Source organism: Pseudomonas sp. PB105 (assembly GCF_009764655.1).
Lineage (GTDB): Bacteria > Pseudomonadota > Gammaproteobacteria > Pseudomonadales > Pseudomonadaceae > Aquipseudomonas > Aquipseudomonas cyclaminis.
The window spans coordinates 1-21512 of the sequence record NZ_RWIO01000023.1 but is presented as its reverse complement, the minus strand read 5'-3'; the positions used below and the strand labels follow the sequence as shown (position 1 = coordinate 21512).

Here is a 21512-nt window from a genome sequence, read left to right as displayed (position 1 = left end):
GGGAGGGGCAAGCCCCTTCCCACATTTAGATATTGGTCAATTTTTCGGCCAGGGCTTTAGCCTGAAGCGCCACATCCGTTACCGCCGTGCTCTCCCACCACATCCCGCGCAACGGTGGGCCCATGGCAAACAATCGCTGGCTGACCTGCCCCTGGGCATCCAGCACGGCGCCGGACTTGTCCGCCGCGATCCCGAGCGCCAATGGCCCAGGCTGGATCAACCCGCGCTTGAGCAACTGTTGCGGCAACGGCCGGGCCACGCGGCGCCAGTCGTATTCGATGCCGCTGGAGTTGATCAACGCAGCACCCGAGACCTGGGTCAGCACCTGTTCGCCACGACGACGCAAACGAATCGTCACGCCCTCGTGCGCAGGCACCAAGCCCTTGAACGACGCGGCCCTGATCCGCAATCGCCCTTCCTCATGCAACCGCGCCACCAACTGTGCACTCAACGGCGGCGAGCGGTGGTGATGGCTCTCCCACCATGGCCGTACATGCCGCACAAACTGACGTTTCTCGCGCTCGCTGGCCTGGCTCCACAACCGGCCGATATGGGCACGCACGGTGTCCAGCGGCGCTTGCCAATCGATGCCCTGCGCCTGCGCGATCCGACATTGCCGCCGCACCTCATGCAGCAACTGCCGAGGGCTGCGCAGGCCGTGATCAGCGGCCAGGAAATCCTCCCAAACCGGCGGTTGCCGGCGCACATGGGGCAGCAGGCCGTGGCGTGAAAAAATCTCGATGGGCCCGCGATGCCCAGCCTGTTCCAGGGACACCACCGCATCGACCATGGTCAGACCGGAGCCGATGATCAGCACCGTCGACAGCGGGTCGAGCTGGGTCATGGCCTGCACATCCCAGGGGTCCACCGCCGCCGCGTTCAAGCCGCTGGATTCGGTTTGGGGCGTGCGCGCCGCCGGGAACATACCGGTGGCCAACACGGCAAACGCACCGCGCAGTTGCCGGCCGTTATCGAGGGTCAACAGGGTTGAATCCGCGTCCACTTGCAGGTCGACCACTTCAGCGCGCACATGCTCCACCGTGGACGCGGACAGCGCCTTGGCCTCGGCCAACCGCTGCTGCGCATACACGCCGAAAATCCCCCGTGGCGGAAACAGTTCGCTGATGGGCACGTGCTGCTGGTCCGACTCCGGCCAGCCGCCAGCGCCGATGTAGTCGGTGAGCCATTGCGTCAGGTCATCGGCATTGTCCGGGTCGACACTCATGCGCGCCGCGTTGCCGTTGAGGGTGTGGCCCAGCTCCACGGCACTGTAGGCCTCGCCACGCCCCAGTTCGGCGCGCGGCTCTATCACCAGGATGCGCCGCCGGCCACCTAGACGCAGCAGTTGCACCGCCAGCATCGTCCCACTCAGGCCGCCGCCGATGATCAGTACATCAGCGTTGCGGATGGATTCACTCATGCAGGTTCGCCCTTACTGTTTACCCAGATAAATATCATGCAAGTCGCCCCGCGCCAGCAGTTCGGCGGCGCTGCCGCTCAAGGCCACGCGGCCAGTATCCAGCACGTAGCCGTGGGACGCATAGGTCAGCGCGACATTGATGTTCTGCTCGGCGATCAGGAAGCTCACCTGCTGCTCGCGCTTGAGCTGCGCGATGATCGCGAAAATCTCCTGCACGATCATAGGCGCCAAACCCATGGAGGGCTCGTCGAGCAGTACCAACGTAGGACGGGTCATCAACGCCCGGCCGATGGCGACCATCTGCTGCTCGCCGCCCGAGGTGAGGCCGGCGCGGGTGTGGCGCTTGGTCTTGAGCCTTGGGAACCAGGCGTAGATGCGCTCCAGGTCGTGCTCCATGTCCTTGCGGCTCAGGCGCCGCACAAAGCCGCCGCTGCGCAGATTGTCCTCCACGGTCAGTTGGCCGAACACGTGGCGCCCTTCCAGCACATGCACCATGCCCTGGCGCACGCGCTGGCTGGGGTCGACACCTGCCAGGTCCTGGCCGGCGTACGCGATCACGCCTCGGCTGACCTCGGCGCGCTCGGCCCGCACCAGACCCGAGATAGCCTTGAGGGTCGTGCTCTTGCCGGCACCATTGGCACCGAGCAAGGCCACAATCGCGCCCTTCGGCACGTTCAGCGAGACCCCGGCCACCGCCAGGATCGCGCCGTCGTAGATCACTTCAATATCATCGACCGTCAGCAGTGACGGGCTGGCGGATTCAGCAGCGGGCTGGCTCATGGCTTATTCATCCCCGGTGCAGGTGCGTGGCGTCAGGCCTTTTTCCTTGGCGAACGCGGCGGATTTTTCATCGATGAGCGGGCGCAACAGCGCACGGTCAGCGGCGATCCAGTCGCTGACCAGCGTCCAGTTGGCGCCGTCCCATTGCTGCACCCGCGCCGAACCGCCGCCTTCGTGGTCGCTGCACGACAGCTTGAGGTTCTGCATCAGGCCCAGGTAACCCATGGCCTTGAGGCGGGCGTCGTCGATATTCAGATGCTCCAGCCCCCAACGGCCTTCTTCACCGTTGAGTGGACGCTTGCCGAACCTGGCCTGAGCGGTGCGGATCGCTTCTACCGCCACGGCGGCGTTCACCAGGCCCGAGTTGTAGTACACGCTGCCGAAGTTCTTCAGGTCCTTGAGGTCGCTGTTGCCCTTGTCGAGGATCGATTGTTTGAGGCGCTTGTGGATCTCGAAATCGGCACCCGCCGGGTAAGGCGTCAGCGCCAGGTAGCCTTTGGCGGCCGCACCGGCGGGCAATACGTCTTCGCTGGAACTGGCCCAGATGTCGCCGATGATATGGTCCACCGGGAAGCCGAAGCGCGCGGCGGTCTTGACCGCCACCGGCGTCGACACGCCCCAGGTGCGCAGGAACACCCAGTCCGGGTTGGCCTGGCGCACCTGGCGCCATTGCGCCGATTGTTCGTTGCCCGGATCGGCCACCGGGATCTGGATATTTTCAAAGCCGTATTTCTCGGCCAATAACTTCAGCGGGCCGAGGGTTTCACGACCGTAGGCCGAGTCGTGGTAGACCGTGGCAATCTTCTTGCCCTTGAGTTTGTCGAAGCCGCCTTCGCGCTGGGCGATGTAGTTCACCAGCGTCGACGCCTCGCTGTAGAAGGTCAGCATCACCGGGAAGTTGTAGGGGAATACCGTGCCGTCAGTGGCTTCGGTGCGACCGTAACCGAGGGTGATCAACGGGATCTTGTCCACCTCCGCCCGTTCGCTGAGCGCATAGGCGGCCGGCGCGCCGTTGGGCTGGTACACCGCGACCGGCGCGCCGTCCAGGCCATTCTTGAAGCGCTCGTAGCACTCGATGCCCTTCTCGGCCGTCCACTCGGTCTCGCATTCCTGCCATACCAGCTTCACGCCATTGATGCCGCCTTCGACCTCGTTGATATAGCGCAGGTAGTCGATCATCCCGGCCCACACTTGCACGCCGCTGGACGCATAGGCGCCCACGCGGTAAGTCGCCAGGGGGAAGAATTGCTGGTCGGCCGAGGCCATCGCCTGGGGGGCGGCAGCGGACAACGCCGCCAACGCAAAGGCCGCACTGACCAGGGATCGTTTCAAGGATGCACGCATGGAGATTCTCTTCTATAGGTCAGAAACGTAGCGGCCACTGGCGCAGCCGGTCGCGAAGGTTGTGCAACAGGCGAATCAAGCCCTCGGGTTCCTTGATCAGGAACACGATGATCAATACGCCAAAGATGATTTTCTGCAGGTTCTGCAACTGCCCCGCGTCCACCGAACCGCCGAACAACGCCTGCCCGGCGTGGCTGAGAAAGATCGGCAGCAAACTGATGAACGCCGCGCCGACGAAGTTGCCGGCGATGCTGCCCATGCCGCCAATAATGATGATGAACAGGATCTGGAATGAACGGTTGATATCGAAGCTGCTGGCGCTGGCCGTGCCCAGGTAGGCGAACGCCCACAACGCACCGGCAATGCCCAGGTAAAACGAGCTGACCGCAAACGCCAGGCGCTTGTAACGCACCACCGGGATGCCGACCACGGCGGCGGCGGTGTCCATGTCGCGGATCGCCATCCAGTTGCGCCCCACCTGGCTGCGCACCAGGTTCACCGCGGCCCAGGTCAACAGCAGCACCGTGACCAGCGTCAGCCAGTAACGACCGAGCGGCGTGTTGAGGTCATGGCCCAACAGCGCAAGCCTGGGCGCCGAGATGGTCCCGGACGAGCCGTAGTTGTAGAACCAGGGAAACTTGACGAACAGCCACTCCAGGAAAAACTGCGCGGCCAATGTGGTGACCATCAGGTAGAAGCCTTTGATCCGCGAGCTGGGCAACCCGAACACCAGGCCGACCAAGGCGCTGATAATCCCACCGCCGAGCAACGCCACCGGCAGCCCCAGCTCCGGCAGCCGCAGCAGGAAGCCGTAGGTCGCAAAGGCGCCGACCGCCATGAACCCCGCCGCGCCGACCGAGGTTTGCCCGGTGTAGCCGGTCAGCAGGTTCAGGCCCAACCCGGCCAGCGACAGCACCAGAAACGGGATCAGGATCGCATTGAGCCAATAGTCATTGCCCCACAGCGGCACCCCCACAAAGGCCAACCCCAGCAGACCGAAAAGGCCCCAAGGCACTCGTCGCGGGACCAGCAATAACGGCGCGGTTTGTTGAGCAACAGGGATCGACATGGTTTCAGACTCGCTCGATGGCGCGCTCGCCGAACAGGCCGGCGGGACGGATATACAGGAAGGCCAGGGCCAGGACATAGGCGAACCACGGCGTGATGCCGCCGCCGATCAGCGGGCCGATATACACCTCGGCAAGGTTCTCCGCCGCGCCGACGATCAGCCCGCCGACAATCGCGCCGCCAATCGAGGTAAAGCCGCCGATGATCAACACGGGCAAAGCCTTGAGCACCACCAGCGACAGCGAAAACTGCACCCCCTGGCGTGCGCCCCACAACAAACCGGCCACCAGCCCGACAATGCCAGCCACCGCCCAGACGATCTGCCAGATGCGGTTGAGGTTGATGCCGATGGACAGCGCCGCCGTGGTGTCATCCGCCACGGCGCGCAGGGACACGCCGATGCGGGTTTTGTTGAACAGCAGCGCGAGCACCGTCACCAGCACCACGGCAGCCGCGGCGGCGATCAGGTCGAACTGGCTGAGCATCAGCGGGCCAACAAACAGCGGCACGTCGTCGATACCCAGGTCCAGGGCACGCACTTGCGCGCCCATCAAGCCTTGGGCCAGGCCTTCGATAATGAACGACAGGCCCAAAGTGGCCATGAACAGGGTGATCTGCGAACGGTTCACCAGTGGCCGCAATACCAGGCGCTCGATAAGCAACGCGCCGACGATCATCACGATCACCGTCAGCAGCAGCGCCAGGGCAAACGGCACGCCCTGGTCGTGCAGGCTGACGAAGGTCAACGCGGCAAACAGCAGCATCGCACCCTGGGCAAAGTTGAACACGCCGCTGGCTTTGTAGATCAGCACAAAGCCGATGGCGACCAGGGAATACAGGGTGCCGGCGAGCAGGCCGCCGAGCAGGGTTTCGAAGAAGAAGGTCATCAGTGCACGGCTCCCAGGTAGGCGGCGATCACTTCGGGATTGGCCTGCACCTGTGCCGGCGTGCCGTCGCCGACTTTGCGCCCGTAGTCGAGCACCACCACATGGTCGGACAGGCCCATCACCACGCCCATGTCGTGTTCGATCAACACCACGGTAGTGCCGAGGTCGCGGTTCACGTCAGCGACGAAGCGCGCCATGTCCTGTTTCTCTTCGGCGTTCATGCCAGCCATGGGTTCGTCGAGCAGCAACAGGCTCGGCCCGGCGATCAATGCGCGGCCCAGCTCCACGCGCTTTTGCAGGCCGTAGGACAAGTTGCCCACCAGCACATCGCGGTGGGCTTGCAGCTCCAGAAACTCAAGGATGGCTTGGCCACGCAGGCGAAAGGCCTCGGCTTCACGTCGCGCACGGGGCAAGCCGAGGGCCTGCTCGATAACACTGCTGCGCATATGCCGCGACAGGCCGGTGAGGAGGTTGTCGAGCACGCTCATTTTCTTGAACAGCGCGTTGTTCTGGAAGGTCCGGCCAATGCCACGGCGTGCGGCCCCCAAGGGGTCGATGCGGTGGAAGTGTTGCGCCTCGAAAACGATCTCGCCCGCGTCAAAGCGATACACGCCATTGAGCACGTTGAGCAACGAACTTTTACCGGCGCCGTTAGGGCCGATCAACGCGCAGATCTCGCCGCGCCGCACCTCGAAAGACAAGGCGTTGATGGCCTTGACCCCTTTGAATGACAGCGAGATATCGCGCACCTGGAGAATAACGTCACTCATGCGATATCCCGTTTGAATTCGGCCAGCCACACCGGCTCGACCGTGGATTTGAGGGGCTGCCAGATAAAGGCCAGGCGCTGGAAGCCCAGCAGTTTGCGCACGCGGTTTTTCAGCAGCCGGCGCAGGCCGCTTTGGGGGTGGGCGATGGCCCAGTCGCACAGGCGTCGACGCCAGGTGCCGTGGGGGGCCAGGCGGCTTTCGATCTCATCGGCCAAGTGCTGTAACCGCTCGGGCGACAGCAGCAGGCCGGTGGGCGCGACTTCGCCGCGATCACGCTGCGCCGAGGCCAGGTTTTCCGGGAATGCCAGGCCGTGGCCGCTGCTCAGCCATTGCTCCAGCAGGACGTCCAGGCCGCGCTGCCAGTGGGTACCCTCCTCGCTCCACAACGCGGTTTCGCCGGTGGGTTGCCACCAGCGCTGCAGGTGTTGCGCCGGGTCCACGGGGCCGAGTAACTGGGCGAAATCCAAGCGCTGGGTAAACGCCCAATCGCGCTGGCGACCTTGAACGTAGGCGTGACTGGGATGGATGCGCCACAGGTGTTGTTCCAGTGCCTGCGGCTCAAGGTTATCGGCCAGCGTCAGCACGTGTGCGCCGACGGACTGGGCCGCCAACGCCAGCAGCAACAGGTTCGGCTCAAAGGCGCCGCTGAGCACCAGGCGTGACTGGTCGCTGAAACCTTGCTGGCGCAAACCATCGGCCAGCCGCTCGACGTCGCGCAAGGTGTCGATCCAGCGCCAGGCATACCATTGCCCCTGGCGCTTGTGGCGCAGGGCGATGTGCAACGGCGTGAGTTGCGACCAGTGGCGCAGTTGCTCCAGAGAGGCCTTTGGTTCGTGCACGCTCATAGGGGATTGCTCCTATTGGGGAGGTGGGCGTGCGGTGGTCCGCTGGCTGGAATATTTGGAACTGTGCAAGGTCGTTAGATCGCGGTAGCTGGCGCCTGGATGGTTGGCGCCCAGTCGCGCGCCGTCGCCAAACAACTTCTCACGCAACGTGCCCTGGGCGTATTCGGTCTTGTACACGCCACGCTTCTGCAACTCCGGAACAAGCCATTCCACGGCGTCGACAAAGGTTTCATGGGTCAGCGCATAGGCCAGGTTGAAGCCGTCCACATCAGTCTCTTCGACCCACTCCTGCAACAGGTCCGCCACGGTCTCCGGGCCGCCGACGAACAGTGGGCCAAAGCCGCCGATACCGACCCAATCGGCCAGCTCGTTGGGCGTCCAGACCTTGTTCGGGTCCGCCGTGGAAAACGCTTCCACCGCCGATTGAATTGCATTGGTGTGCACGTGTTTGAGCGGTTCGTCCGGTTTGAACTGGCTGAAGTCGATGCCGGTCCAGCCGGAGATCAGCGCCATGGCGCCTTCGTAGCTGACGTAGGATTTGTACTCGTCAAACTTGGCTTTAGCCTTGGCGTCGGTTTCGTCGACGATCACCGTCTGCAAGTTGAAGATCAGGATTTTCTTCGGATCACGCCCAGCCTCGGCGGCACGACGGCGGATGTCGGCCACGGTCTTTTTCAGCAGCACCTTGGACGGCGCAGCGACGAACACACATTCGGCCTGCTCGGCGGCGAACTGCTTGCCACGGCTGGACGCGCCAGCCTGGTACAGCACCGGCGTGCGCTGCGGCGACGGCTCGCACAGGTGAATGCCGGGCACCTGGAAGTGTTTGCCGACGTGGCGGATCTCGTGGATTTTGCTCGGGTCGCTGAAAACCCGTCGTTCGCGGTCACGCAGGACCGCGCCCTCTTCCCAACTGCCTTCCCAGAGTTTGTAGCAAACCTGCAGGTATTCCTCGGCGTAGTCGTAGCGCGCGTCGTGTTCGGTCTGGGCTTTCTGGCCGAGGTTCTTGGCGCCGCTTTCCAGGTACGAGGTGACGATGTTCCAGCCGATGCGGCCCTTGGTCAGGTGGTCGAGCGTCGACAGACGACGGGCGAACGGATACGGATGCTCAAAGGACAACGAAGCGGTCAGACCAAACCCCAGGTGCTCGGTGACCAACGCCATTGGCGCGATCAGCGACAAAGGGTCGTTGACCGGCACTTGGGTGGCCTGGCGAATCGCCGCGTCGCCGTTGCCGTTGTACACGTCGTAGATGCCCAGCACGTCGGCGATAAACAGGCCGTCGAACTTGCCGCGCTCAAGGATCTTGGCGAGGTCGGTCCAGTATTCCAGGTCCTTGTACTGCCACGAACGGTCGCGCGGGTGCGCCCACAGGCCGGGCGATTGGTGGCCGACACAGTTCATGTCGAAGGCATTCAAGCGGATTTCACGGGACATCAAAGCACTCCGTTGAGGTGGTAGTTGCCGACAACCTGGTATTTCCAGCGCAACGGATCATCGAGGCTCGACGGCAGTTCGGTGCGTTGGCCGGTCAGTTCGAATTCGGCGTTGCTTGCAGCGATGAGGGCTTCGGCGGCGGCGATCTGCGCTTCGGTGGCGGCCACCGGGCTGGGGTGGGTTTCAGCGCGTTCCAGCAAGGCGGCGGCCACGTCGACGCGGATCTGCAGATCGCCGAAGCGGCTGATCACATAGGGGTCATCGCTTTTCTCGACATGGCGGCGAGTGCTGTCCAGCAGTTGGCGTGCAAGGTTCAGTGCGGTCATGGTTGATCCTCAGTTCCAGGCGTGGCGCGCGGGCTTCACACCGTTGAGCACAAAATTGCCGATCAGGTGGTATTTCCAGCGAGCCGGGTCGTGCAGGGTGTGGGTGCGCGCGTTGCGCCAGAAGCGGTCAAGGTTGTGTTTGCCGGTGACCGAGCGGGTGCCGGCCAGCTCGAAGAGTTTGCTGCTGGCGAGCAAGGCGGTTTCGGCCGACAGCACTTTGGCCTGGGCGACCACCAGCGAGGCGTGGGCGACGCTGTCTTCGCTCGGTTCGGCGAGTGCGTGGTCGACCGCCTTGCCGGCCTTGGCGAGAATCGCTTCGGTGCCGTGCACGCGCCATTCGAGGTCGCCGATGGCGGCGATGGTGAACGGGTCTTGCCAGCCGTGATCCTGCTGGCTGTCGATCCACGGGCGGGCCTGGCGCGCGAAAATCTTCGCTTGTTCAAGGGCGCCGAGGGCGATGCCGGTGTCGACGGCAGCCTGGATGATTTGTGAGATCGGGCCGTCTGCAGTGGGCCGGTCAAAGGCCAGGTGAGCGGGAACTACCGCACTCAACGGGACATTAACGCCATCAAGAGTCACGCCGCCGCTGGCGGTGGTGCGCTGGCCAAAGCCATCCCAGTTATCGATCACCGTCAGGCCAGGCGCATCGCGTTCGACAAAGCCAATGAACGCCTGGCCGTTTTCGTTATTGCCAACGGTGGGAACGATATGGGCGAACAACGCGCCAGTGCAGTAGAACTTCTCGCCGTTGATTTGCGCGGTGTCGCCATGAAAGCGGATCTGGGTGTCGAAGGTGCCGGCGTTTTTGCTCTTGGCCTCGGAAAAGGCATTGCCGAAGCGATAACCCGCCAGCACCTTGCCGAAGTAATGAAGCTTTTGTTCCTCGGTGGCGGTTTGCAGCAGGATGTCCACCACACCCAGGTGGTTCTGCGGGATTTGCCCCAATGACGGGTCGGCGGCTGAGATCAACTTGATCACTTCAGCCACGGTCACATAGGACACACCAGCGCCGCCGTAGGCCTTGGGAACGGTGATGCCCCACAAGCCGCTGGCCGAGAATTCGTCGAGTTCGGCTACCGGTAAGCGGCGGTCGCGGTCACGCACGCTGGCGTCGACGGCAAAACGCTCGGCCAGGCGCGTGGCGACCTCGATGGCCTCCGCGTCCGAGCGGATGATATGGGCAGGTTGTTGAGGGTGGGCTGACATGGGCCGACTCCAGGCTCCGAGGGAATATCGGAGTGATTGCAGGAGTCGTGCCTGAATTTAATCGTCAGTAAAATCAGCAGTTTGCCGCGAAAAGCAGGGGTTGAGCGCGGTTGCAAACCAGCAAAGTGTGCATCCACTGTTGCCAGGCAGACAGTTAGATCACCACGTTGCGCACAAAGCGCACGGCCACGTCACCGTCATTGCGATAAACGTGGTGCTGGTGACTGGCGAACATGAAGAACTCGCCGGCGCCGATGGTGTTTTCCTGGTCGCCGATCACCAGCGTCAGGTTGCCCTCGAACACAAACAGTTGCTCGCTCCAGCCTTCCAGGTCGGGGTCCGGGCAATAGCGGTCGCCGGGTTCAAGGCGCCACTCCCACAGCTCAACCTCGCGGCGAGCCGTGGCCTTGGCCAGCAACACCGCTTTGCTCCCGGCAATTTCACCGGCCCAGGCCAGTTCGTTGATGCGGCTGTGATCGCGTACGTCCGGCGCCTGGATCAGGTCGCTGAACGCCACGTCCAACGCTTCGGCCACACGGTCGAGGGTCGACAGGCTGACGTTCTTCTCCCCGGCCTCGATGGCCACCAGCATGCGCCGGCTGACCCCGGACTTTTCCGAGAGCGCGGTCTGGCTCAGGTCGGCGGCGTGGCGCAGGCGACGAACGTTCTGGCTGACGTGCTGCAGGACCGAAGCCCGTTGTGGATTTTCTTTGTGCACTATATTGCTCAATGGGTGGGTGTGCGCAGTATACTGCCCAGCGTGCGGCGCATTGTGCGGTCCGTGCCTTTCCCTGTGCAAGACCGAGCTGCCATGACCACCGCCAAAACCCCTTCGCGTTTCAACCGTTTCAGCAAAGCCGAATGCATCCTGGTGTTTATCACCATGATCTGGGGCGGCACCTTTTTGCTGGTGCAGCACGCCATGACGGTGAGCGGCCCGATGTTTTTCGTGGGCCTGCGCTTTGCGGCGGCGGCCATTGTGGTGGGCTTCTTCTCGCTGCGCACCTTGCGCGACTTGACCCTGTTTGAATTGAAGGCCGGGGTGTTTATCGGTGTGGCGATCATGTTTGGCTACGGCTTGCAGACCATCGGCCTGCAAACGATCCTGAGCAGCCAGTCGGCGTTTATCACCGCGCTGTATGTGCCGTTCGTGCCGTTGTTGCAATGGTTGGTCCTGGGCCGTCGTCCTGGGTTGATGCCGAGCATTGGCATCATGCTCGCATTTGCCGGGTTGATGTTGTTGACCGGGCCAGCGGGGGCTTCGTTGAATTTCAGCCCCGGTGAAATCGCTACGTTGATTGGTGCCATTGCGATTGCAACAGAAATCATCCTGATCAGCGCATTTGCAGGTCAAGTGGATGTACGCCGGGTGACGGTGGTGCAACTGGCCACGGCGTCACTGCTGTCGTTCCTGATGGTGGTGCCGATGGGTGAGGCGCTGCCGGGGTTCTCGTGGTTGCTGCTGTTCAGTGCGGTGGGCCTGGGCTTGACCAGCGCGGTGATCCAGGTCGCGATGAACTGGGCGCAACAGAGCGTTTCACCGACGCGGGCCACGTTGATCTATGCCGGTGAGCCGGTGTGGGCTGGGGTGGTCGGGCGGATTGCCGGCGAGCGCTTCCCGCCGATTGCGATGCTGGGGGCGGCGTTGATTGTGGTGGCGGTGATTGTGAGTGAGATGAAGACCAAGGGGCAGAAGGCGGTTGACTTGGCCGATGCGTTGGAACAAAAGCGTCAGGGATAGCCTCCAGATACTGTGGTGCCTGTAATATTGCCATCGCGGGCAAGCCCGGCTCCCACAGGGGTCGGCATTCCAATTCTGCGAATTTTGAAACAGTGCCAAATAGGAGTTTTCATCCTACCTTGTAGGATCCTGCCACATCTTGCCGTTTGGTGATCAACAAAGCGGCACGTATGATGCATCCCAAACTCCCGCAGATTAGAAGCCTATGTCCCTGATAGTTCTACTGCTTCTGCCATTCATTGGCAGCTGTCTGGCGGCCTTGCTGCCGCACAATGCACGTAACACCGAATCCCTGTTGGCCGGCCTTGTGGCCCTGGTCGGCACTCTTCAAGTCGCCCTGCTCTACCCCCAGATCGCCCACGGTGGCGTGATCCGCGAAGAATTCATGTGGTTGCCCAGCCTCGGCCTGAACTTCGTCTTGCGTATGGATGGGTTTGCCTGGCTGTTCTCGATGCTGGTGCTCGGCATCGGTTCGCTGGTGGCGTTGTATGCGCGCTACTACATGTCGCCGGATGACCCGGTGCCGCGCTTCTTCGCGTTTTTCCTGGCTTTTATGGGCGCCATGCTCGGGCTGGTGATTTCCGGCAGCCTGGTCCAGATCGTGTTTTTCTGGGAACTGACCAGCCTGTTCTCGTTCCTGTTGATCGGCTATTGGCACCACCGCGCCGATGCCCGACGCGGCGCCTACATGGCGCTGATGGTCACCGGCGCGGGCGGCTTGTGCCTGCTGGCCGGGGTGATGCTGCTGGGGCATATCGTCGGCAGCTATGACCTGGACCGGGTACTGGCGGCGGGCGATCAGATCCGCGCACATGCGCTGTACCCGGTGATGCTGGCCCTGGTGCTGATCGGCGCACTGAGCAAAAGCGCGCAGTTCCCGTTCCACTTCTGGCTGCCCCACGCCATGGCCGCACCGACGCCGGTGTCGGCCTATCTGCATTCGGCAACGATGGTGAAGGCCGGCGTGTTCCTGCTGGCCCGCCTGTGGCCGGCGCTGTCGGGCAGCGAAGAATGGTTCTGGATCGTCGGCGGCGCCGGCGCCCTCACCCTCCTCCTCGGCGCTTACTGCGCCATGTTCCAGAACGACCTCAAGGGCCTGTTGGCCTACTCCACCATCAGCCACCTCGGGCTCATCACTTTGCTGCTGGGGCTCAACAGCCCGCTGGCCGCCGTCGCCGCAGTGTTCCATATCCTCAACCACGCCACCTTCAAGGCCTCGCTGTTCATGGCGGCGGGCATCATCGACCACGAAAGTGGCACGCGGGATATCCGCAAGCTCAGCGGCCTGGTGCGCCTGATCCCGTTCACCGCGACCCTGGCGATGGTGGCCAGTGCCTCCATGGCCGGCGTGCCGTTGCTCAATGGCTTCCTGTCCAAAGAGATGTTCTTCGCCGAAACGGTGTTTATCTTGGCGACAAAATGGGTGGAAATAGCGCTGCCGGTGATCGCGACCATCGCCGGCACTTTCAGCGTGGCCTATGCGCTGCGCTTTACCGTCGATGTGTTCTTCGGCCCGCCCGCCACCGACCTGCCGCACACGCCCCACGAACCGCCACGCTGGATGCGTGCCCCGGTCGAGTTGCTGGTGTTCACCTGCCTGCTGGTGGGGATTTTCCCGGCCCAGGTGGTCGGCTCGATCCTTGCGGCTGCCGCACTGCCGGTGGTCGGCGGTGTGCTGCCGGAGTACAGCCTGGCCATCTGGCACGGCTGGAACGCACCGATGATCATGAGCCTGGTGGCCATGACCGGCGGCGTGCTGCTCTACCTGATGTTGCGCAAACAACTTAAACGCGGGCGCTTCAAGTACCCGCCGCTGGTGGGCTACTTCAATGGCAAGCGCGGCTTCGAGCGCTGCCTGGTGGTGATGATGCGCGGCGTGCGCAAAATCGAAAAACGCATCAGCACCAAGCGCCTGCAAACCCAGTTGTTCCTGTTGGTGATCGTCGCGGTGATCGGCGCCATGATCCCGATGCTCAACAGTGGCCTCAGTTGGGGCGACCGCCCGAAAATTCCGGGTTCCATCGTCTTCGTCACCCTGTGGCTGCTGGCGATTGCCTGTGCCCTGGGCGCCGCCTGGCAAGCCAAGTACCACAGGCTGGCGGCCCTGACCATGGTCAGCGTGTGCGGCATGGTCACTTGCGTGACGTTTGTATGGTTCTCGGCACCGGACCTGGCGCTGACGCAACTGGTGGTCGAGGTCGTGACGACAGTGCTGATCCTGCTTGGCCTGCGCTGGCTGCCACGGCGGATCGAGGAAGTCTCGCCACTGCCAAGCTCGCTGCGCAAGGCGCGCATTCGCCGCCTGCGTGACTTCCTGCTGTCCACCGCAGTGGGCGGCGGCATGGCGCTGCTGTCCTATGCGATGCTGACCCGCCAGACGCCCAACGATATCTCCTCCTTCTACCTGAGCCGCGCCCTGCCCGAAGGCGGCGGCAGCAATGTGGTGAACGTCATGTTGGTGGACTTCCGTGGCTTCGACACCCTTGGCGAAATCACCGTGCTCGGCGCCGTGGCGCTGACGGTGTACGCCCTGCTGCGCCGCTTCCGCCCGTCCAAGGAAAGCATGCAACTGCCTGCGCAACAGCGCCAACTGGCGCCGGACGTGGCCACCGACCTGGTCAACCCGCGCCAGGCCAGCGATACCGCCCTGGGCTTCATGATGGTGCCGGCGGTGCTGGTGCGCCTGCTGCTGCCGATTGCGCTGGTGGTGTCGTTCTACCTGTTCATGCGCGGCCACAACCAACCGGGCGGCGGGTTTGTCGCCGGGCTGGTGATGTCGGTGGCGTTTATCCTGCAATACATGGTCGCCGGTACACAGTGGGTCGAGGCGCAGATGAGCCTGCGGCCGATGCGCTGGATGGGCTTTGGCCTGCTGTCCGCCACGCTCACCGGGCTCGGCGCACTGTTTGTCGGCTACCCGTTCCTCACCACTCACACCTGGCATTTCAGCCTGCCGCTGCTGGGCGATATCCATGTCGCCAGTGCGTTGTTCTTTGACGTCGGCGTGTACGCCATGGTCGTCGGCTCGACCTTGCTGATGCTCACCGCCCTCGGTCACCAGTCGGTGCGCGCGCACAAACCGAGCAACCAGGCCAAAGCCGTTGCCGCCACAGAAGGAGCCGCCTGATGGAAGAAGTCATCGCAATTGCCATTGGGGTCCTGGCGGCCTCCGGCGTCTGGTTGATCCTGCGGCCACGGACGTTCCAGGTGGTGATGGGCCTGTGCCTGTTGTCGTACGGGGTCAATCTGTTCATTTTCAGCATGGGCAGCCTGTTTATCGGCAAGGAGCCGATCATCAAGGACGGCGTGCCGCAAGACCTGCTCAACTACACCGACCCGCTGCCACAGGCCCTGGTACTGACGGCCATCGTGATCAGCTTTGCCATGACCGCCTTGTTCCTGGTGGTGCTGCTGGCCTCCCGTGGCCTGACCGGCACGGACCATGTGGACGGCCGGGAGCCCACGGAATGAATTGGGTCAATCAACTGATCGTCGCGCCGATCCTGCTGCCGCTGCTGACCGCCGGGCTGATGCTGATGCTCGGTGAGAAGCGCCGCCCGCTCAAAGCCAGGATCAACCTGTTCTCCAGCGTGATCGGCCTGGGCGTCGCCGTGTTGCTGCTGTACTGGACGCAAAAAGGCGGCCCCGGTTCGATTGGCGTGTACCTGCCGGGCAATTGGCAGGTGCCATTCGGCATTGTGCTGGTGGTGGACCAACTGTCGGCGCTGATGCTGGTGCTCACCGGGATTATCGGCGTGAGCGCGCTGCTGTTCGCCATGGCCCGCTGGGACCGTGCGGGCACCAGTTTCCATGCGTTGTTCCAGGTGCAGATGATGGGGTTGTACGGCGCGTTCCTGACCGCCGACCTGTTCAACCTGTTCGTGTTCTTCGAGGTGCTGCTGGCGGCGTCCTACGGTTTGATGCTGCACGGTTCCGGCCGTGCGCGGGTGTCGGCGGGGCTGCATTACATCGCAATCAACCTGCTGGCGTCGTCGCTGTTCCTGATTGGCGCGGCGATGATCTACGGGGTGACCGGCACGCTGAACTTCGCTGACCTGGCGCTGAAAATCCCGCTGGTACCGGAGGGCGATCGCGGCCTGCTGCATGCCGGTGCGGCAATCCTGGCGACAGCGTTTTTGGCCAAGGCCGGCATGTGGCCGCTCAACTTCTGGCTGGCGCCCGCCTATTCCTCGGCCAGCGCGCCGGTGGCGGCGATGTTTGCGATCATGACCAAGGTTGGCGTGTACACCGTGCTGCGCCTGTGGACGCTGCTGTTCTCCGGCCAGGCCGGCGCTTCGGCGCTGTTTGGTGGCGACTGGCTGGTGTACGGCGGCATGGCGACTATCGTCTGCGCGGCGCTGGCGATGGTGGCGGCGCAACGCCTGGAACGTATGGCCAGCCTGAGTATCCTGGTGTCAGCCGGGATCCTGCTGTCGGCGGTCGGGTTTGCCCAGCCGAGCCTGACCGCAGGCGCGCTGTTCTATCTGGTCAGCTCCACACTGGCCTTGAGTGCGCTGTTCCTGCTGGCCGAATTGATCGAGCGTTCGCGTTCGGCCAATGACCTGCCGCTGGATGAAGAAATCGATGCGTTGCCCAAAGCCATGGAATCCCTGCATCCGCGTCCCGGTGTGAACCTCGATGACGAGCAAAAGGCCGTGGTTGGCCAAGTGATTCCGTGGACCATGGCGTTCCTGGGCTTGAGCTTTGTCGCCTGCGCCCTGCTGATCATCGGCATGCCGCCGCTGTCCGGGTTTATCGGCAAGCTCAGTTTGTTGAGTGCGCTGGTCAATCCACTGGGCCTGGGCAGCGGCCTGGAAGGCCCGATCCGACCTGCAGCGTGGGGCCTGATGGCCTTGCTGATCCTGTCCGGCCTGGCCTCGCTGATCGCGTTCGCCCGCCTGGGTATCCAGCGTTTCTGGACTCCGGAAGAACGCCCATCGCCCTTGCTGCGTCGCTATGAGTGCGTGCCGATCTTCTTCCTGCTGGGCCTGAGCATCCTGCTGACCTTCAAGGCCGAGCCGCTGATGCGCTACACCCAGGCCACCGCTGTCAGCCTGAACAACCCGGAAGCCTACGTGATGGCGGTCATGGCCACGCGCCCAGTGCCCAGCCCTGAAGCCAAAGCGGCCGCCCTGGAGGTGCAACCATGAAGCGCCTGTTTCCTGCCCCGTGGTTGTCCCTGGCATTGTGGGTGCTGTGGCTGGTGCTGAACCTGTCCGTCAGCCCTGGTCATGTGCTGCTGGGTGCTGCGCTGGGGGTGCTTGCCCCGCTGCTGATGGCGCCGTTGCGTCCGCTGCCGATCCGCATCCGCCGCCCCGGTGTGATCATCCGCCTGTTCTTCCTGGTGGGCCGCGATGTGATCGTCTCCAACCTGCAAGTGGCCTGGGGCGTGCTGACGTGCGGCTCACGCCCACCGCGTTCGCGCTTCATCAAGATCCCCCTCGACCTGCGTGACGCCAACGGCCTTGCCGCCCTGTCGATGATCACCACCGTGGTGCCCGGCACCATCTGGTCGGAACTGGCCCTGGACCGCAGCATCCTGCTGCTGCACGTCTTCGATCTGGATGACGAAGCGGCCTTCATCGAACATTTCAAAAGCGCCTACGAACGGCCATTGATGGAGATCTTCGAATGAGCGCCCTGCTCTCCAATGCGATCCTGTTCAGCCTGTTCCTGTTCTCCCTGGCCATGGTGCTGACCCTGATCCGCCTGTTCAAAGGCCCATCGGCCCAGGACCGGGTCCTGGCGCTGGACTACCTGTACATCCTGGCGATGCTGATGATGCTAGTACTGGGCATTCGGTATGCCAGTGACACCTACTTTGAAGCGGCGCTGCTGATCGCACTGTTCGGCTTCGTCGGCTCGTTTGCCCTGGCCAAATTCCTGCTGCGTGGGGAGGTGATTGAATGATGCCGTTATGGATGGAAGTCGTCGTGGCTGTGCTGCTGGTATTAAGCAGTGTGTTTGCGCTGATTGGCGCCGTTGGGCTGCTGCGCATGAAGGACTTTTTCCAGCGCATGCACCCGCCAGCACTGGCCTCCACATTGGGCGCATGGTGCGTGGCACTGGCGTCGATTATCTACTTTTCGGCGCTCAAGTCCGCGCCGGTGTTGCACGGCTGGCTGATCCCGATCTTGTTGGCGATCACCGTGCCGGTGACTACATTACTGCTGGCGCGTACGGCGCTGTTTCGCAAGCGTATGGCTGGGGATGACGTCCCCGCCGAGGTCAGCAGCCGCGGCTGATTCCTGTAGAAAACATGGTCAAAACTGTGGGAGGGGGCTTGCCCCCGATGGCGGTGGGTCAGCTGCTGATAAGCCGACTGACCCACTGCTATCGGGGGCAAGCCCTAATGCCGGTCAGTTAAGAGATAAAAGGGCAAAAAGTAACCTGTGGCGAGGGAGCTTGCTCCCGTTGGACTGCGCAGCAGTCCCATTTTTGGGGCCGCTTCGCAGTCCAGCGGGAGCAAGCTCCCTCGCCACAGGTACGGTGTTCGTCCTTAACTGACTGGCATTAGGGCAAGCCCCCTCCCACATTGGGACTGTACTAGGCGAAAGATCGGATTCGCTCGGCCAATTCTGCCAGTTCGGCATCATCCGCCCGCACGTGATCGTGGGATGAGATATAGCCTTCATAAGCCTCAAAAAATTTATCCACTTTCGAGCTCAACGGCTTGAACGCACTGTCCTGCCCCGTCCCATGCATGGGAAACAACTTCGCATGCAGGTGATCAACCCCATACCCTTCCAGCATCATCCCCGTACGCGCCACATCGGGAAACGCCCGGTCGATCAGCAAGGCGGTTTTCTTGGTGGCCACGATCAGATCAGCCAACACCTCATCCGACTGCGCAAAGGCATAACTGCCGTAATGCTGCTTGGGGATGACCACGCTGAAGCCTGGGGTATTGGGGAAAATCGACAGGAACGCCATGTGATGTTCGTCCTCCCACAGGATATGGGCTGGGGAGGTTTTGCGGACAATGCTGCAGAAAATACAATCCATTTGAGTCGCTGCCGTTTTTGTCGTGGGTTTGGTCGTGGCGAACATCTAAAAACAGGATCGGGCGGGAGTCAAATCCCAGTTTTTGGCAGTCTCGCGATTTACCGAAACCTCCCACATAAGCGCCGGATAAGCTCTACAGCTTCTCCCTGAAAACCTCTGCAAAGTCCTTCGCCTGATCACACAGTGCGAAGGATTGCGGATGGTTTTTTTCGTCACGGCCCTGCCTGCCGGGGCTGCCTCTTGATTCCCATCATCGCCAGCTTCGTCCTGGCCCCCATGGATCCCAAGGCGCCGGATAGTGAGCGCGTCTTCGGCGACTTCCGTAATTGCCTGAACACCTTTGATGCCTGGGCCGAAAGCTTCTGGAGCGGTTCGGCACTGGAGGTGGAGCAAGTCTTCAAGGTCGGAGACGAGGTAGAGCTGGTCACGCCGGTTTCGTCCAAGACACCCAGTATAACCGTCGCCATGTGCAGTGCCCAGGGCTCGCTGACCCTGGTGCATATGTTCGAAAGCACCCGCTTCGTGCCTATCGGCAATACGCCAGTGATGCTCCAAGCCATTGCGGCGGATGGCAGCCCGATGGGCGCGCCGCTGCATCGGACCATCGGCCCCAGCGGCATCCTCGAAATCACCGAGTGTGATCGCAATCAGCCGTACCAAATCACCTTCTACCCCACTGTTTCCGAGGATCACGTCAAGGCGCTGTATGCGTCTTATCAGTCGGTGATTGCGGGGCTAGAGGGTCGGCTGCGGGAAGAGTGGACGGCGACTTTCCAACCCCAATGGAAGGACTTTGCCAGCGCCAGCTCTTTGCAACGCAGCGCGATGCAGGGCGTGGCGTTTTCCACCGGGATGGCCAAGGCGCTCTACAGCCTGTGGGACAACATTTCCCAGCTGTACGACCTGCTGGCGGATATCAAGGCCAACAGCCAGAAGTTGTTGGCGTACCTCTCTCAGGCTGAGCTTGATGAACTGCTGAAGCTGGGTAGCGACGCGATTGCCAAGGGTTTGTTGGTGCTTAGCGATGAGCCGCTGTTGTTCATTTATGTCTCGGCGATCGTCAGTTGGATACGCCTGCTGCCACCGCCGGAGATGTATGAATTACTGGGCGAGATCACCGGTGAAGTGCTGATCAACCTGCTGCTGATGTGGGCGACGGCAGGGACGGGTGTGACGCTACGCCTGGGTGCGCAGACGCTGAGCGCCATCAAATCCAAACGGGCGCGGGCGTTGTTGGAGTTGCTGGCCGATCACCTCGTGGGGCCGAAGTTGGACGCGCACTCGGAGGCGCTCAAGCCTTTGCTCTTGGGCAGTGCAGCGACGCCGATCAAGGCAGTGCCGGCTGCGCCGTTGAAGGCTGGGGAGAATCTGGTTTCGAACGCGGTGCCGGCGGTTCGTAACAAGACTCAGCGGACGCTGTTGGTTCGCCAGGAACATGTCGACGACGCGCCTGCCGTGGCGACGAATCCGAAGGGGGATGCTGCTGCGGCGTCGGATAAGACCGTCACCAATGGTTGTCCTGTATCGATGGTCACCGGCGAAGAACTACTTACGCTGACTGACGGTGTTTTAGACGGGATTCTGCCGTTTGAGTGGACACGGTTGTATCGCACCAGTGCGGTGGAAATGGATGTCGGGCTGGGGTTTGGCTGGAGTCATTCGCTGGCGCATCGGCTTGTTGTGTCAGGTGATTCGGTGGTGTGGACGGATCATGAGAATCGCTCGACTGAGTTTCCACTGCCGACAGTTGCTCGACCTGCAATCACCAATAGCCTGGCTGAAGCGGCGATTTATCTGGGGGATTTGCCGGATGAGTTGGTGTTGGCTCAAGCGTCGCGGTTTTATCACTTTCGCGACGGGGTGCTGGTCTCGATCAGTGATGCGTATGACAACCGGCTGCGGATTTCCCGGGACTATTTAGGGCGCATTGAGCGGCTGGATAACGGTGCCGGGTGTGCGCTGTTTTTACGCTATGAGTCGGGCCGCATTGTGGTGGTGGACTACCAGGTTCAGCGGGCTAAGGGACATGAGCCTTACATCTGGATCACAGAGCACAGCGTTGTTTCCTACGCCTATGACGACATAGGCCGACTGGTCTCAGCGACCAATGCCGTCGGCGAAAGCGAGGTTTATCGCTACGACGATCAGCACGTGATTCTGGAACGTGGGTTGGCCGGTGGGGCGAGTTTCTTTTGGGCGTGGGAACGGTCTGGCAAGGCGGCGCGATGTGTCCGGCATTGGGCCAGTTTTTCGCAGATGGATACGCGGTATGTGTGGGGGGATGACGGCAGTGTTGTGGTGCACAACGCCGATGGCAGCCAGGAAGTGTATATCCACGATGACCGCGCACGGCTGGTGCAGCGCATTGATCCGAACGGTGCCGAGCATTTCAAATCCTACGACGATAAAGGCCGGCTGACGGTCGAGCAGGATCCACTCGGGGCAGTGACGGCGTATCAGTACGACGAGGCCGGACGCTTGGTGGCGTTGTTTCCGGGGGACGATGAGCCGACATCCTACGAGCATGACAACGGCTTCGTACGGGTTGTAAGGCGAGGCTCAGCGGTTTGGAAGTACGAGCGCAACGATCAGGGCGACGTGACGCGTAGGACCGATCCCGACGGTCACATCACCGACTACAGCTACAACAAATACGGGCAACTGATTGGGGTGTGGTACCCCG

At 62.4% G+C, this 21512-nt stretch carries 20 protein-coding genes; 8 read left to right on the top strand and 12 right to left on the bottom strand.

Annotated features, from left to right (window positions below; translation table 11 throughout):
* Window positions 1-25: 25 nt before the first annotated feature.
* The 11 genes from EJD88_RS03050 to EJD88_RS03000 all read right to left on the bottom strand — a co-directional run bounded on the left by EJD88_RS03050 (window position 26) and on the right by EJD88_RS03000 (window position 10801).
* A complete protein-coding gene (locus EJD88_RS03050; RefSeq protein WP_158876747.1) occupies window positions 26-1420 on the bottom strand; it encodes an FAD/NAD(P)-binding protein in 1395 nt (464 codons plus the stop codon).
* A gap of 12 nt (window positions 1421-1432) precedes the next feature.
* Window positions 1433-2200 carry an ABC transporter ATP-binding protein gene (locus EJD88_RS03045; protein WP_158876745.1) on the bottom strand — a complete coding sequence of 256 codons (768 nt, stop codon included), beginning with the start codon at window positions 2198-2200 and terminating at the stop codon, window positions 1433-1435.
* Between the two features lie 3 nt (window positions 2201-2203).
* On the bottom strand, window positions 2204-3544 hold the full coding sequence (locus tag EJD88_RS03040) for an ABC transporter substrate-binding protein (protein ID WP_158876743.1): 1341 nt from the start codon (window positions 3542-3544) through the stop codon (window positions 2204-2206).
* 19 nt (window positions 3545-3563) lie between these two features.
* Window positions 3564-4613 carry a branched-chain amino acid ABC transporter permease gene (locus tag EJD88_RS03035; RefSeq protein ID WP_112195936.1) on the bottom strand — a complete coding sequence of 350 codons (1050 nt, stop codon included), beginning with the start codon at window positions 4611-4613 and terminating at the stop codon, window positions 3564-3566.
* A 4-nt stretch (window positions 4614-4617) separates the two neighbouring features.
* Window positions 4618-5499: a branched-chain amino acid ABC transporter permease gene (locus EJD88_RS03030; protein ID WP_158876741.1), complete on the bottom strand. Its 882-nt coding sequence runs from the start codon at window positions 5497-5499 to the stop codon at window positions 4618-4620.
* Window positions 5499-6269 carry an ABC transporter ATP-binding protein gene (locus tag EJD88_RS03025; RefSeq protein ID WP_158876739.1) on the bottom strand — a complete coding sequence of 257 codons (771 nt, stop codon included), beginning with the start codon at window positions 6267-6269 and terminating at the stop codon, window positions 5499-5501. Before EJD88_RS03025 ends, EJD88_RS03030 begins: the two co-directional genes overlap by 1 nt.
* The gene (locus EJD88_RS03020) at window positions 6266-7114 is read right to left on the bottom strand and encodes an acyl-CoA synthetase (protein WP_158876737.1); all 849 of its coding nucleotides are present in this window, start codon (window positions 7112-7114) and stop codon (window positions 6266-6268) included. Before EJD88_RS03020 ends, EJD88_RS03025 begins: the two co-directional genes overlap by 4 nt.
* Window positions 7115-7126: 12 nt before the next feature.
* Window positions 7127-8551, bottom strand: coding sequence for an LLM class flavin-dependent oxidoreductase (locus EJD88_RS03015; protein ID WP_158876735.1), 1425 nt, complete (start codon window positions 8549-8551; stop codon window positions 7127-7129).
* Window positions 8551-8877 (bottom strand): acyl-CoA dehydrogenase, encoded by a 327-nt coding sequence (locus tag EJD88_RS03010; protein ID WP_099583268.1) that lies wholly within the window; start codon window positions 8875-8877, stop codon window positions 8551-8553. Before EJD88_RS03010 ends, EJD88_RS03015 begins: the two co-directional genes overlap by 1 nt.
* A 9-nt stretch (window positions 8878-8886) precedes the next feature.
* Window positions 8887-10083, bottom strand: coding sequence for an SfnB family sulfur acquisition oxidoreductase (locus EJD88_RS03005; protein ID WP_158876733.1), 1197 nt, complete (start codon window positions 10081-10083; stop codon window positions 8887-8889).
* A gap of 154 nt (window positions 10084-10237) precedes the next feature.
* Window positions 10238-10801 (bottom strand): helix-turn-helix domain-containing protein, encoded by a 564-nt coding sequence (locus EJD88_RS03000; RefSeq protein WP_112195950.1) that lies wholly within the window; start codon window positions 10799-10801, stop codon window positions 10238-10240.
* Between the two features lie 93 nt (window positions 10802-10894).
* Here EJD88_RS03000 and EJD88_RS02995 point away from each other — a divergent pair, with 93 nt between their 5' ends.
* From EJD88_RS02995 to EJD88_RS02965, 7 genes are all read left to right on the top strand, one after another.
* Window positions 10895-11824 (top strand): DMT family transporter, encoded by a 930-nt coding sequence (locus EJD88_RS02995; RefSeq protein ID WP_158876731.1) that lies wholly within the window; start codon window positions 10895-10897, stop codon window positions 11822-11824.
* A gap of 205 nt (window positions 11825-12029) precedes the next feature.
* A complete protein-coding gene (locus EJD88_RS02990; RefSeq protein ID WP_158876729.1) occupies window positions 12030-14951 on the top strand; it encodes a monovalent cation/H+ antiporter subunit A in 2922 nt (973 codons plus the stop codon).
* Entirely contained in the window at window positions 14951-15295 is a 345-nt protein-coding gene (locus tag EJD88_RS02985) for a Na+/H+ antiporter subunit C (RefSeq protein ID WP_123568357.1), read from the top strand. The genes EJD88_RS02990 and EJD88_RS02985 overlap by 1 nt, the downstream gene beginning before the upstream one ends.
* Window positions 15292-16974 carry a monovalent cation/H+ antiporter subunit D gene (locus EJD88_RS02980; RefSeq protein WP_158876727.1) on the top strand — a complete coding sequence of 561 codons (1683 nt, stop codon included), beginning with the start codon at window positions 15292-15294 and terminating at the stop codon, window positions 16972-16974. Before EJD88_RS02985 ends, EJD88_RS02980 begins: the two co-directional genes overlap by 4 nt.
* Entirely contained in the window at window positions 16971-17459 is a 489-nt protein-coding gene (locus EJD88_RS02975) for a Na+/H+ antiporter subunit E (protein ID WP_158876725.1), read from the top strand. The genes EJD88_RS02980 and EJD88_RS02975 overlap by 4 nt, the downstream gene beginning before the upstream one ends.
* The gene (locus tag EJD88_RS02970) at window positions 17456-17734 is read left to right on the top strand and encodes a K+/H+ antiporter subunit F (protein WP_005789171.1); all 279 of its coding nucleotides are present in this window, start codon (window positions 17456-17458) and stop codon (window positions 17732-17734) included. The genes EJD88_RS02975 and EJD88_RS02970 overlap by 4 nt, the downstream gene beginning before the upstream one ends.
* A complete protein-coding gene (locus tag EJD88_RS02965) occupies window positions 17731-18069 on the top strand; it encodes a Na+/H+ antiporter subunit G (protein ID WP_158876723.1) in 339 nt (112 codons plus the stop codon). The genes EJD88_RS02970 and EJD88_RS02965 overlap by 4 nt, the downstream gene beginning before the upstream one ends.
* A 301-nt stretch (window positions 18070-18370) precedes the next feature.
* On the opposite strand, the gene EJD88_RS02960 is transcribed toward EJD88_RS02965, so the two are convergent.
* On the bottom strand, window positions 18371-18829 hold the full coding sequence (locus EJD88_RS02960) for an HIT family protein (RefSeq protein ID WP_112195960.1): 459 nt from the start codon (window positions 18827-18829) through the stop codon (window positions 18371-18373).
* 240 nt (window positions 18830-19069) lie between these two features.
* On the opposite strand from EJD88_RS02960, the gene EJD88_RS02955 reads away from it, so the two are divergent.
* Window positions 19070-21512, top strand: a 2443-nt coding sequence (locus EJD88_RS02955; protein WP_160385041.1) for an RHS repeat domain-containing protein, incomplete at its 3' end; no start/stop codon positions are given.